The sequence below is a fragment of the Marinobacter sp. LV10R510-11A genome (assembly GCF_900215155.1).
Lineage (GTDB): Bacteria > Pseudomonadota > Gammaproteobacteria > Pseudomonadales > Oleiphilaceae > Marinobacter.
In genome coordinates, this window is sequence record NZ_LT907980.1 from 1813420 (window position 1) to 1827301 (window position 13882).

General features: G+C 54.0%; 10 protein-coding genes. 2 read left to right on the plus strand and 8 right to left on the minus strand.

Annotated elements, in window-relative coordinates; all coding sequences use genetic code 11:
* Window positions 1–26: 26 nt before the first annotated feature.
* The 6 genes from CPH80_RS08615 to CPH80_RS08640 form a co-directional block, all read right to left on the minus strand.
* Window positions 27–605, minus strand: a complete 579-nt coding sequence (locus tag CPH80_RS08615; RefSeq protein WP_096281505.1) for an AAA family ATPase — start codon at window positions 603–605, stop codon at window positions 27–29.
* Entirely contained in the window at window positions 589–1002 is a 414-nt protein-coding gene (locus tag CPH80_RS08620; protein ID WP_096276943.1) for a TA system antitoxin ParD family protein, read from the minus strand. Before CPH80_RS08620 ends, CPH80_RS08615 begins: the two co-directional genes overlap by 17 nt.
* 78 nt (window positions 1003–1080) lie before the next feature.
* Entirely contained in the window at window positions 1081–2238 is a 1158-nt protein-coding gene (locus CPH80_RS22390) for a hypothetical protein (RefSeq protein WP_096276945.1), read from the minus strand.
* Complete coding sequence (locus CPH80_RS08630) at window positions 2238–3311, minus strand: hypothetical protein (RefSeq protein WP_096276947.1); 1074 nt, start codon at window positions 3309–3311, stop codon at window positions 2238–2240. The genes CPH80_RS22390 and CPH80_RS08630 overlap by 1 nt, the downstream gene beginning before the upstream one ends.
* The gene (locus tag CPH80_RS08635; RefSeq protein WP_096276949.1) at window positions 3308–6676 is read right to left on the minus strand and encodes a toxin VasX; all 3369 of its coding nucleotides are present in this window, start codon (window positions 6674–6676) and stop codon (window positions 3308–3310) included. Before CPH80_RS08635 ends, CPH80_RS08630 begins: the two co-directional genes overlap by 4 nt.
* Window positions 6673–8817 (minus strand): type VI secretion system Vgr family protein, encoded by a 2145-nt coding sequence (locus CPH80_RS08640; protein WP_096276950.1) that lies wholly within the window; start codon window positions 8815–8817, stop codon window positions 6673–6675. The genes CPH80_RS08635 and CPH80_RS08640 overlap by 4 nt, the downstream gene beginning before the upstream one ends.
* Window positions 8818–9007: 190 nt before the next feature.
* Between CPH80_RS08640 and CPH80_RS08645 the strand changes: the two genes are divergently transcribed.
* Window positions 9008–10033: an NADP-dependent oxidoreductase gene (locus CPH80_RS08645; RefSeq protein WP_096276952.1), complete on the plus strand. Its 1026-nt coding sequence runs from the start codon at window positions 9008–9010 to the stop codon at window positions 10031–10033.
* Window positions 10034–10081: 48 nt separating this feature from the next.
* Here CPH80_RS08645 and CPH80_RS08650 read toward each other — a convergent pair whose 3' ends face one another.
* Both CPH80_RS08650 and CPH80_RS08655 read right to left on the minus strand, forming a co-directional pair.
* Entirely contained in the window at window positions 10082–11050 is a 969-nt protein-coding gene (locus CPH80_RS08650) for an NAD(P)H-quinone oxidoreductase (protein ID WP_096276954.1), read from the minus strand.
* A 107-nt stretch (window positions 11051–11157) separates the two neighbouring features.
* The gene (locus CPH80_RS08655) at window positions 11158–12348 is read right to left on the minus strand and encodes a DUF3524 domain-containing protein (RefSeq protein WP_227520414.1); all 1191 of its coding nucleotides are present in this window, start codon (window positions 12346–12348) and stop codon (window positions 11158–11160) included.
* A 78-nt stretch (window positions 12349–12426) separates the two neighbouring features.
* Here CPH80_RS08655 and CPH80_RS08660 point away from each other — a divergent pair, with 78 nt between their 5' ends.
* A complete protein-coding gene (locus CPH80_RS08660) occupies window positions 12427–13881 on the plus strand; it encodes a protein adenylyltransferase SelO (RefSeq protein ID WP_096276956.1) in 1455 nt (484 codons plus the stop codon).
* Window position 13882 lies beyond the last annotated feature (1 nt).

The window sequence follows — 13882 nt, forward strand, 5'->3', positions numbered from 1 at the left end:
CCTGTAGAGACTTTTGCGCAACAGCTTCAGTCATCCAGCAAGTCCTTCGCCCACCCGGGTAACGTCTCGCAATAGCGCTGCCACTCGCCGTTTTCCCAAGCAGCCACACGAACAAAGGGCTGATCCAAGCTGGAGTTATCAACAAGATGCAGCTCATCCACCAGCCCGACACATTCGTGCAGGTTCGCGTATGTTCTCGGAATCCTGCTCTCTATCTTTTTCTCCGGCACATTATGGCCGCCAGACTGCACACGGGTTGTCACCCGGGCTTTGTTGAGAGCCGTTGTGTCCAGATGAAAATAGAACATGCGGATACGAAAACCTGCAGCCTTCGCCGCCCCCACAAAGTCTATTTTCGAAGGATGAGAAAAAACGGTTTCAAAGCAAAAACTCTGACGCTCCTGCAAAAGGCGAAATCGTTCCTTTTCCGCAATCAGCGCAGCCTCGTAGCTGTGTTTCTCAGGGGAATCCGGCCAAAGGCTACGCGCAATGTTATCCGCGTTAACTAAAGGGATGCTGCGCCGGGCCAGAAAACGCTCATAAAACGTCGACTTGCCCGCGCCATTACCACCGACAAGCAGCCAAAGTTCAGGCTGCGTCGTCACGGCCACTCACAGCTTCAAAATGCCCGTTGCGAAACTTGCCTAGCTCACGTATACCACTGGGATAAATCGCTTCCAAGTATCCCGGCTTATCAGCCGCTGCCTGATAGACCGTCTGCCCCCGGGCAATCGAACGGCTTAACTCACCAGTCTCGCGAGCCTGACCTACTTCCGCCCACAAATCATCACTGGTGACAGGCTCCGGAACAACCGGCTCAACCTTAACGCGCCGAATGCCTTGAAGGATCGCAATCAGATCCTCTGCACTCACCTCTCCCGCAACCGCACGACCAATCTCCGCCCAATACTCGATCTGCTTGGGCGTAGAGCGCCGGTGCACCTGCCCTTCGGCAGCCGCGTGACGAACCAGATTATCTTCTAGACGAATGGCAATGGTCATGGGAGCCTCCTGTGGCTTATATTACATGAGTACAGATTACCACAGGTGTTGCGTCTTGCAACAAGCGTTGATTTTTGGTCAAGCTATTATCGACCTCTCAGCGCTGACTTCCTCGTTTGCGAGCGCAAAAATTTCCAAGGTAGACTTTCCGGGGTGTGCTTTTTGCAGTTCCAACACTCGCCTGCTCTGGCGCTTTAGTTCGTCACTGGGCTTTGCCCACTGGTCCTCGGATAGTGGTTCAGACCATTCAGACATCGCCTTGGGCAGCGTCTTTTGGCTCATGCGCTTAATTTTTTTGACCTGCCACTCCACCAGCCGATTCGGAATCGTCCAGAACGTCATGAGATGGTAAAGATACCAGCCGATTAGATAGGCGACGCCCCGCTTGCCGTCTCTATATTCGTCATGGAGGCGTTTTCGGGCATTGCGGAAAACGTGAACGCCCTCCCAGGGCGGGTCGTCTGGGCCTTGAAGATCCAAGGGATCCTGAATTTCTTTCAGGGTGTGGACTTCGTACTCCATGTAGGCCCGGATCGCTTCCCAGTTGCTTATGGCCAGCGGCAAACCCGGAGTTTCAAATTCCAGGGTGTATTTCTCGCCGGTTTCCGGGTGGTAAAAGCCAATGCCGAAGCCGTACTGGCGTTGCACGCCATATTCGGTAACGCCCTGAGCTTCAGTGACCCAGGCGACGAGCTCTTCCCAGGGGACGAAAATCGGTTCTCTTTGTCCTTCTGGTACAAAGCATACTTCACGTCGTTGGCGGTTGAAGCGGGTGGGGATTACGGATTCAAGCTTCAGGTGCTCTCGGTACCAGATACCGAGGCCGAGCAGAAGGAAGAAACTACACGCCCAAAAAGCAAGCCCGAAGGTAACGTCAAACACACCACGAAGCGCATGAACTGCATCCGGCCATCCGTTACCCAACCAGTAAAACAACAGAAAGGCCATCGCGGGAGTGAAAAAAGCAATAAACAAAAAACAGAAAAAAGGAATGCCCAGAGTGGCTTGCCAACCAAACGCTGGTATCACTCCGGTTCCAAAATCTAGGTAGCCGTCATTTACTTTCCCCACCGCATAACCATGGTCCACCGGCGGTTGATCTGTCGGCAGGGGGCTGGGTGATAAAAAGGTCAGCCGGCCGCTTGGGAAGGGCTCGGAGCGCCCGGCGCGGGGCGGCTGTTCTGGCTGGGTACCAAGAACAAAATCTGGCCCCGACTTTTTGACCTGATCGCGCATTAAATCGGCCAGGCTTCCGCAGGCCGCTGTTTGCGGTACTCTTCCATTGAGATCTTACCCAGCTGCGGGGTTAGCCGGCAATTGCGCTTCCCCCAGGGATACTCCGCTTGTCGCTTCAGCCACTCAGCGCCCTCATCTTGCTTCCAAGCTTCCAGATCCAGATCGCGCCAAAAGCGGGGGTTACGTCCGATGCGTTTGTCATGCTCGACGGTTACCGAGTCCAAGTGCCGGAATGGCTCCAGCCTTGGCACGTCGGGCAAAGGCCGGGACACATCCATGTATCGTTGGAGCATATCCCATAGCGCCATCACCTCTTCTTTCGCCGGCTCAACCCGACTCAAGGATGTTTGACTAAATTGCTTGCCGGTGTAGCGATGCACGAACATCAAGCGATAGAAGATACCACCCATTTCGACCACGCGCTCCACATAGGCATCGAACTCTGCAAAGGGGGCCGTGAGTTTCTTACCACCGGATACTGCGAAGCTCACCTCGCCTGTCTCGCGACTGAAGTAGCTTTCACCCGCCTCCAGGCCTTTGTCCAAAAGCTTGGCGAGGAGTTTGTCGAATGGCCTTAGTAGAAGGGCAAAAGCGCCCATGACCCAGGGCATGGTTTTTATGATGATGTATAAAGAGATAGGTATCCAAATAAGTGCCGAAAACAACATTGCCAGCATAAAAAAAATATCGGGTGTACCCATCACCAGAAGATAAAAATAGTAATAAAACAACCATCCTCCGCCCACCAGAACTAATCCACCCCAAATATAGGGTATTAGCAACAACAAAACAGATAGGCCAATGAATGCCTTTCCGTTAAGGAAGCGAATCTGGCATTGATTCCACCACCAATCGCCGGAGGTAAAAGCTTCTGGCTCGCTCTGCTCCTGATGCTGGACGTCACCAACGTCCTCACACACCCGGTAATAGGGTTCGATCTCAGCGTAATCACCAACGGGTTGAAGATCCTGACCGAGCTGTTTTCTGCTTTTTACAGGCTCAGGGAGGTGCGGAACCTGATCCCCACGGAACCCCCCGTTTTCATGGCTGATATTTTCACCATTTTCGCTCACAAGGTGACCTCTTTCACGAGCCAATAAGGAACGGGATCATTTTTGAATGGATTGAATGGCTGAAACGTCTTATCTGGCAGAATTTCATGGCGCTTTGCATCAAACGACTCGTAATCATCAAGTACCGGCATAGGAAACCTGAATGTTCCTATTTCACTTTCGATACGCGCCTGCAAGACAACCCTCAGGCTAATGGCTCGTTGTTCCCGACGCCCAAATGCCTGGGTTTCACCACCAGCAAGATCCCGTTCTATCAAAAAATGCACTGCGTTATCTTCCGGCAAGGCAACCCATGTTGTTATTTTTTTCAACGCTGCTTTTCGGGCTATATTAAACTCATCTACTTGGCCAGCAGACGTTTCAATAGTGCTGTGGGTGTACTCAAGTTCTTGAACACCCAATCTTAAGCCCGGCTTATTACCTTTGGCGCTGATCTCTTTTTGAGTCTTCTGACCAAGTTTAAAACGACTGATCAGAGGGGACGTCACCGTCACTCGGTAGTCGTTTGCGGATGGATTATGATCGGCAAACATCGCTTTTTCAGCATCACTCAAGTCACCAAAACGCTTAGCGGATACGCTTACGGGTGAAAGCACGCTTAGCAACTGCGGATAGTAAACCGCATCGTCCTTTGGAAGCCCATCGTGGCTTGGGCCAAGACCCAAGGGTCCCTGTTTCAATACCCTCTCCATTTGGCTGTCAGTAGCAATGGCTGCAAACACACTGCCACCCACCACGAGCCCAAGCCCAAACAAAGCCCAGCCCCAACCGGGTACCGCCAGCAATCCGCTCATCAAATTCGACACTACAAAAATGCTGCCCCCTGCTACTGCCAACCCGTGCCCTATAGCAGCATCCAAGTCCCCACTGCTAACACTATTACGGTAATCCCAGGCACTGACGCCTACCATCACACTACCCGCAAAGAAATTAACCAGTGACATAGAGCGCACAATGGTACTCGCTCCAACATGCACAAGCCGTTTCTGGATAAGCGGCCCGACTATTGGCAGGGATTTCACCTCGAAGAGTGGCCTGAGTATTGCCTTTGAAACCAGTTTGTTATCCGCCGGTGAGCTAACAATGTGAAGCTTCATCAATGCAGTGGAAAGATCTAACCCTGCACTCATAAATCTAGTAATCGAGTAACTAACGTCTCCTGATTTTAGTTGTCTCAACGACCAAATTTCGGAAACAAGGTTATATACAGCCAGCCCCACCAAAACCCGAGACAACCCAGGCCCATCAGCAATAGCCTTCGCCTTATTCGCCCAATCAAATTTAAATGCGCTGAACTTAAGGGCTTCTGGGTGATTAACGGGCAGCACAAATACCCAAGCATGAGCGGCAGCCTTCACTGCGGCTTCGCCGATCTCATCAGCCAGTCGGGCTGGGCTAGTGGATGCCACCGTTTTGCCTGCCGCGTTTGCGCGATCCGCGAACAAATAGTCATTGCGTCTTGTTAGCGCTTCACTCCGGAGATCTGCATCGGTCAGGCCAAAAGAGAGTCCTTTCCCATGCATACCCACGATGCTATAGCGCGTAAGATCAACGGCCCCTCGGCTCATTAGTCGCAATTCGCCGCCGAGATTGGGGTCTGCTATATCTGCCACTTCCGCGACAGACGTAAAAACACGATCCAGCTTGATAGCCGTCAGGTCGCCACTTTCGCGCAAACGTTCAGCAGCTTTCAGAACAGCACCACTCCAACCTCCCAGCGCTGCTTGAACCATTCCCGCAACCCTACCAGCAGCACCGTTAGGGATTGAAGACCCGCTATTGTCATTGTCCTTGGTGACGGAGTCACCCTCTTCCTGTTTCACTTGCAGTGCCAAAGCACCGATGGAAGAGAGGCCCACTTCATTCAGATGCTCCCCCGTGAGCATATCTTGCTTCCGGGCCAGCTCCTTTAATTGAGTCAGCATGGGCGAGAGCTCGTTGTTCGCATTCTCGCCTCCTGCCAGGGCCTCTATAAGAAGGCTCTCGCCCAAACCCAGTTTAAGCAGTCGAGACACTGTGGTTGGCGTTTCCAGACCATTGGCACTCAGCACTCCGGGTATTTGCTGAGTCAGATCGAGCAGGCTCGCATGGAGAGAAAAAGCTTCACAAGGCCCGAGGCCCTTGTGATTTAGGTAGTCGCCACAGGTCACGTCAAACTCGCCGCTATCGAGAAGTTTTTCCAACGCTTCCATGTGAACCGTAATTTTTTCAAGCACCTTGCGGCGCTCTGAGTGCTCCAGAATCTTGTTGAGTTTTTCCTGATCCACCGCCGCTCGCAGTGTCATCACGTCGTCACTGGAGGCCGGTGCCTTTGGGTCAAACAGGGCCTGACGTATCAACATGGCTGAATGAACCAAAGGCCTGTCCTTTATCGATACATCAATGGCATCAAGGTAATGCAAAGCCAACTGCAACTGAGCAAGAGAATGGCGCAGTTTGAACAGCGGGTCTGGTAAAGCAACACAGGCCAGCCCTTTTTGACCTCTCAGCTCAGCAAGCCGGTCTTCATCAGGATCACAACGGATATCGAGATCAATAGGCTCCTCACCTTCCGCCTGTGCTTCGCGCAGGCGGGCGGCTAGTTTTGCGCAGAGTTCAGAATCAGATGGCTTTTCGAATTCTGGATTGAAGTCCCTGGGGCTTTCCAACATCAGCTCAACACCCAGATCCCTTGCACGGAGCTCTGGTAAGTCCTCAACTCGTGATGCCGGAAAGCCGGTCTGGAAGCTAAGGCCTTCCACCTTGGTTACTGCCCAGGCGTGGCCCACTCCGGTCGTTCGAGCATTTCTGGCCTTTTCGTCTGCCTCTAGCTTCTGAACGTACCCCCAATCCCACTGCACTTCACTGTAAGCCATTCGGATATCGTGCATGACCCCCTGCCCCTGCAGGAATACCGGTACAAGCACATCATCAAGCCATTCACCTTCGGCGGGACGCACTATCCGTAAATTGCTTTCTGGGCTCGCCACCGCTTTCCGCGCTGCTGCCAGATCTACATCACTCACCTTCGAATCTGGCCCGATCTCCAGCTCACGCCACAGCCTGTCCCGACGAAATATATACAGATAACCCGGTCGGAGCATCGCAACAGCTTTGCCCTGAAAAACCGGGGCTCCATAACCGGTGGAGATGGGAAGTGCGCTTTCAATTTCTGCCAAGGGTTTAATCCTTAACAGTGTATTTTCCTGATAGTCCTCCCGTTCAATATTCGAACGGGCATTTTTCAGGAGAGGGATCGCGATCTGCCCTCCTTCGCGCTTGGCTATCGTAAGGACTAGATCATGCGGATTACTGTCATCGTATTCTGCTTTTCGGCGAACTGAATGCTCTTTGGACTCGTCTGTAAAAGTCACTGAATCTGTCATGCTTCACCCCCTTCTGACGAGCCTTTGACCACGTCAACCGAACCTCTGCTGGCATTCCCGCCAATCACATCAACAATGAGTTTTCGGTCAGTACCTGGCAGCCCTTCTATCTGAACGGGAACGGCGGCAACATTTTGACGTGTGCTTACATTCGCAAGATTCGCCGCAGGCGGTGAAACTGGCATATCGCCATCTAATACGTTTGGCATATCTGCACTTTGAAGACTCGCACCACTTCCACTCCCCGGGCTCCCCCCGGAATTAATCTTGATCCCCGGCCCACTCAGCGTAACTCCACTAGGATCCAGCTTAATAAAGCTGCCACCACCAGAAATGGTGAGTTCGGCACCGGCATCCAGTACCACGTTGGCACCAGCTTTGTAGTGAACTTCACTACCGGCCTCACATAAGGTGGCGCCGCCAGATTTCTGATGCAGGGTGCCGCCAACGTTCTGGCTGCAATCGGCGCCGATGGTTTGGCGCGTTTCGCCATCAACGGTGATGTGGTCATTACTTTTTACGTGGCTGAAACGGTCATTCTCAACGGTCAGGTGGCTATCTTTGTTGATGACCTCGGTGCGATTGTTTTCAGTGAGCAGGTCCAGGTCTTTTTGGGCATGAACGTAGACCTGTTGTTTGTCTGCTTCGTCCTCGAATCGTAGTTCGTTGCTGCCCTCGCCTTTGTGGGTTTGGGTTTTCAGGGTGGTGCGGGTTTTGTGCTCTGGCAGCGCATAGGGTGGCGTGTTGGTGGCGTGGTACGTGCGGCCAGTAATGATGGGCTGATCTGGGTCACCATCCAGAAACGAGACGATGACTTCGTTGCCAATTCTCGGCAGCGCCATGAAGCCATATTGACCACCGGCCCAGCCTTGGCTAACGCGCAACCAAGCGCTGCTGTGTTCATCGTTCTTGCTGCTCTCTACCTCATTTGGCCGCTGGCGCCGATCCCAGGGAAACCGTACTTTTACCCGGCCAAATTCGTCACAGTGAATTTCTTCACCTTCGGGGCCGGTAACAATGGCAATCTGGGGGCCGTCCATCAGCGGGCGGTGGTCGCTCAGGGGTCGCCAGGTTTTATCCGCAGGAATGGCACTGAACGTGTTGTGGTAAGTGGTTGGGCCAGACCCGCCCTCTTCTTCCATTGCCTGGGGCTGTTTGCCAGTGTGGGTAACGGCGGTGAGTAACCAGTCGCGGTTCAGGTTGGCGCTGTCGTGTTCGGTCAGTTCGGCTTTAGCGCCACAGGTGAAGTCCGCGCGGTTGCTTTCGCCGTTGGCGGTGCTGGCGTCGTTTCTGAGTGCATCCAATCGCGCATCAGTAAACGGCTGTCCGCTGGCGTCGGCTTTGAACCGGCCGGGGTAGTCGAAGTGTTGATAGTCTTGGCGCTGGTTGGGGCTGGCTGCGCTTCGCTCGTGCATCAGGGCGTAAGCCGGATTCTTGAAGGTGTAATCCTTCGTGGCTACAGAGGCAACGCGTACTCGCTCTTCGTAGCGAAAGCGGAAAACGGCAGGCTGCTTGGTGCTTCCGCCTGCTTTGCCGTTATATTCGGCCGCTTCCAGCCGGGGCGCATCGCCATGATGGCCGGATAGGATTAATCCAGGCTGCTCATCCCCCTCTACGCTGCCATGTTGGTAACGGTAGTGCCAGCCTTCTTCTGCGGCCATCCGTTCAACGAACGCCAAATCGCTTTCCCGGTGCTGTACGCAATATTCACGCTCCTGGGGCGCGCGCTTTAAATCAAACACCGAGTTCACAATGCCCCGCTCTTCCAACAGGGTGCGCACGATGGCGTCTGTGGTCTGGGTTTGGAATATGCGGCTGTTGTGCATCAACCCTAAGCGCCATAAGGGCGGCTGGATGACGAGTTCGTAGCGGGTGCGGCGATGGCCGCTATCGCCACGGGCAAACTCGTTGACCACGCCGGTAAAGCGGCGAAGCGCCATACCGTCTTGCCAAACCACCAAATCCACCGGCTGTTCCAGAACGTCTGAAACATCCACATCTGGATCGGTACTGGCCAGCTCAAGGCGGCCGTGAAATAGCTCGGATAGCCGTTCGGTCAGCGTAAAGCCGACAACGGAAAATAGATCAGAGGGGAGTTCGCCAACACGGGCGGTAAACTGCAGTCCGCTTGCTTGGGACATGTCTTCGATCCCTGAAGATTAGTGTGTTATTCGTGCTCATCCTGAGCCGGTGCCCGATTATAACCTCCAGATTCCGGAATGTAACCCCACTGTGCAGAACCGCGCAAAACATGAGAGGTTGACCACAACACAATTCTGCTGCACGCTAATCTGGTTTCGTTACGCAACTATATAGGTAGGGAGGAATACCATGAGCCAATATCAAAATCGTGCCATTGTGCTGAAGCAACGCCCCAACGGCGAAATCCAGGAAGGCGATCTGGTTATGGAAGAGCGCCCGGTGCGCGAGCCCACAGAGGGCGAAGTTGTTGCGCAGGTGCTGTGGCTGTCTCTAGACCCGTACATGCGCCCACGCATGAACGATGCTAAAGGGTATATGGACCCCATCGCCATTGATGAACCCATCGCAGGCGAGACCGTAGCGCGGGTTGTGGAATCCCGGTCGGATAAGCTGAAAGTCGGTGACTTGGTCACCTGTTATTCGGGCTGGCAGGAATATGTAACCTTCCCGGCAGACGCGCCGATGGTTTACAAGATCCAGCAGATAGAAGGTGTTCCATTGCAGACGTATCTTGGCGTTGCCGGTATGCCAGGCCGCACCGGCTACTGCGGTTTAACCTATGTAGGCAAACCCAAAACCGGTGAAACGGTGGTGGTTTCTGCTGCCTCCGGCCCTGTGGGCACGGTTGTTGGCCAAACCGCCAAAACCAACGGTTGCCGGGCAGTCGGTATTGCCGGTGGCCCGGAAAAATGCAGCTACGTGGTTGATGAACTCGGGTTTGATGCGTGCGTGGATTACAAGGCGGGCAACCTGGAAGCCGATCTGAAAGCCGCCTGCCCAGACGGCATAGATATCTACTACGAGAACGTAGGTGGCGACGTGACCCGCGCCGTTGCTCCACTTCTGAACCCTGGGGCACGGGTGCCCATTTGCGGTTTTGTCTCGGCTTACAATGCCAAGAGCACAGACAAAGTAGAGACGCCGTTCGATATTCTCAAGCGCCTCGACCCGGTTCCAGAGCACCGCTTTTTCTTGGTAACCGAGTGGCAAGACAGGCACCAAGAGATTACCGATATCCTTACCAGCCGCATTACTTCAGGCCAGATCAAATACCGTGAAACGGTTGCTGAAGGCCTCGAAAACGCAGTTGAGGCCTTCAAGGGTATGCTGAACGGCAAAAACTTCGGCAAGCAACTGGTGCACATCGCCGATTAAGGCAAACGGCATCTAGCATCTAGAACCCTGCACCAAGCACCGAGAAAGTTATTCTCCTACTTTGAGAAGAACCTTTCCGGTGTTTTTGTTCTCCGCCACGTAAGCCATAGCTTCTTCAACCTGCTCAATAGGCCAGGAGCTGTCGATCAAAGGCTCAATCTGCCCTGCAACCAGCAATGGCCAAACGTGACGGTACAAATCCTGCAATACCCGCCCTTTGTCCGCGACGGAGCGGGACCGTAACGTAGAGCCGATCAGCTTGTGGCGTTTCATCAACATCAGCCCCAGATCGACTTCCGCAAACCGCCCCCCCATAAGACCGATCAGAACAATTCGGCCATCGGCGCTCAGAACTTTTTGATTGTCCTGAATGTAGCTTCCGCCGACCGGGTCCAGCACCATGTCCACACCGCCCCAGCTCTTTACTGCATCCACAAAAGAGCCGTCGTTTCGGTTCCAAGTGCCTGTCGCGCCTAGCTTGCGACACACTTCCAGCTTTTCTTCATCGCCGGCGGTTGCAAATACTGGGTTACCAAACGCCGTCGCAATCTGAATAACGGCGGTACCCAAGCCACTGGCTGCGGCGTGCAATAGCACCCTCTCGCCAGGCTGCAGATCGGCCTCCTGATAAAGGTTCAGCCAAGCGGTCGCAAACACTTCAGGAATAGCCGCAGCTTTTTCCAGCGAAAACCCTTTGGGAACAGGCAACACCTGAGCCGCAGGAACCGCAACCTTAGTGGCGTAGCCGCCGCCCGTAAGCAGCGCACACACTTCATCGCCCAGCTCGAAGCCTGTTACGGATCCGCCAACCGCAGCGATACGACCGCTGACTTCCAGTCCGAGTATGGTTGAGGCTCCCGGGGGCGATGGATAAACACCGGCACGCTGCATCAGATCGGCACGGTTAACGGCAGTCCAGACAACATCAATCGCTACGTGATCTGCCGGCAATTCTTCATAGCTCGCGCAGTCCTCCCATGTGAGGGAGTCACCGGTTACCTTGATTGCTTTCATCATGTATTAGATCTCGGCACTTTTGGGTGTCCAGTCATGAATCGAGTGTTCAGTCATGAATATCTAGTCAGGATACCCCATGTGACTGGGCGGTTGTAATGAGAATGTTTTCATAATCTGGTGATCGCTTCCGACAGCATCGTCTTGTATATCGGGCTCAATGCGTCAAGGCTGAAGCGCTGTACATCTGGCACCATCAATCGCTCACCATGGCTTTTCACAGCCTGCTTTTCAATCAACGCCGCTGCGAGGGCCGCCTCGGCGGGAATATCGTCACCACAATCCGGATACAGGTATTCTGGTGCAAACAGCTCCGGATAGACCTCCCTTTCGGGCACAATGGGCACACAGCCAGCGGCCACTGCCTCAAGCACCGCCAGCCCCTGAAACTCATGTAACGCGGTTGAAAGAATCACATCCGCACTGCCCAACCACTCGTAATACTCTGTGCGACTTGAAGCATACCCAAACTGAACCAGTCGGTGGGAAAACTGTTGTTGGATGGTTGTCATGGCTTCAGGTACTTTTCGGAAACTCTCACCAAGAACACACACCTGGTAGCTCATCGCCTTGCGATCAAGTTCCTGCAAAATCGCGAGCAGCCTGTCGGGGCCCTTGTCATATTCCCAGCGAGCTGCCCACACAATCCTTAGCGGCGATGAGCAAGGCCTAGACTCAAGGCCGTTACCCCATAAACGCTCACCCGCCGCAAGGTTCTGGCGTCCTTCTTTGTTGAGGAACACATGATCATCGATGGGGACCGGCAAAACCCGAGATTTTGCGGCGAGGCGTTCGAGGGTTCCCTCCGGGATACCATCGGGCAATCGCCGGAAGAGTTTTTCAACACCCTCAAGAAAGCTCCGCCGATTCCAGTCGCTGTTGAATAGAACAGCCTCGGCAGAAAGGGCGCTGTATAGGTTCACCATTTGAGGGTCAATGCTGTTGTGCTGCGCATCAGACGCCGGATAGGCAAACTGATTTTCATGCATATACAGAAGCGCCGGCGTATGGGCCAGGTTCGGATGAAAGCCCCGGATCGAGGCCAAGTCGACCATAGACGTCACCAGCAGCAGATCCCAACTCTCCTTCAGCAGCGGCTCGCTCAGCCAGGTCAGCGCGTTACCGCGAATCCGCCAGCGGAAGAACCGTGGAGACAGAGCAAGCACATGCCACTCAAATTCTGGCTGGCTGACCACCAACTGCTCTCTCCAGCGTTTATGGCTGCCTGCGTCATAGGCGGAGAGCAGGAGTATTCTGGGTTTTAGGGGCGGTATGGTTGGTTTAAGCTCACTACTAGACAAGTTAAGGTTCCCATCTTTGATGGATCAATTAATTAAGTATTCAGCAGAATTCGTATCAACTGGGAGTATAAGCAATTTATGAGCAGCAACGATTTTCGTGTAGAGCATCGTTACCTAGAACTCCCAGGCAGCTTCTACACTCGCGTGCAGCCCACGCCACTTAAAGACGCAAAAATGGTCTGCTTCAACCACAAGCTGGCGCAGGACATGGGGTTTCATGTTACCAACGAAGCCGACTGGGCCGGAATTGGCGGTGGCACGGAACTGCTCGAAGGCATGGACCCCGTTGCCATGAAATACACCGGCCATCAGTTTGGCGGCTACAACCCAGAACTGGGTGATGGCCGTGGCCTTCTTTTATGGGAAACCGTAGGCCCCGATGGTCGCCGTTGGGATTGGCACCTAAAAGGCGCCGGCCTGACACCCTACTCCCGCTTTGGCGATGGCCGGGCGGTGCTACGCTCAACCATTCGCGAGTACCTGTGCAGCGAGGCCATGAGCGGGCTGGGCATTCCAACCACCCGTGCCTTGTTTATGGTTAGCGCACGGGACCCGATACGCAGGGAATCCATCGAAACCGCCGCAGCCCTGGTGCGCGTTGCCCAGAGCCATATCCGCTTTGGTCACTTTGAGTTTGCTGCAAACCACGAAGGCCCGGAAGCGGTAAAAACGCTGCTTGAGCACGTTATAGCTCTTCACTTCCCACACCTGATCCAGCTAGCAGAAGAGGAACGCCATGCCCGCTGGTTTGAAGAAGTGGTGGAGCGCACCGCCCGCCTGATTGCCGACTGGCAAGCCGTAGGCTTCTGCCATGGCGTGATGAACAGCGACAACATGTCGATCATCGGCGATACCTTCGATTATGGGCCTTTCGCGTTTCTGGACGATTTTGATGCCGGATACATCTGCAACCATACCGACCAAGGCGGCCGCTACGCCTATAACCGCCAGCCCCAGGTAGGCTTTGCGAATTGTCAGTATCTTGCTAATGCCCTGCTGCCGATTATGGACGAAAACACTATTCGCAACGGTTTGCAGCGTTATGAAGCCGCCTACAACGGGCGCTTTTTACAAAACATGCGAGACAAGCTCGGCCTGATGCAAGAAGACGAAGGGGATCTGAGCCTGATTATGGATACCTTCAGCATGCTCAACGAGCAGCATACCGATTACACAGCTTTCTTCCGCGCACTCTCCAGCCTGTACGACCACGGCCACGCACCCGTGCGGGATCTGTTTGTGGATCGTGAAGTGGTGGATAAATGGCTGGCGCGCTATGCACAGCGGCTAGAACAAGAAACCCGTGCCCGCGATGAGCGTGAGTACGAGATGCGCAGGGTAAACCCCAAATACATTTTGCGGAACTATCTGGCGCACCAAGTGATTTTAGAAGCGCAGAATGGCGATTACGAGCCCATGAAGGAGCTGATCAAAGTTCTGGAAAAACCGTATGACGAACAGCCCGAGCATGAAAGATACGCTGCATTGCCGCCAGACTGGGGCAAACACCTGAATATCAGTTGCTCGAGCTAAC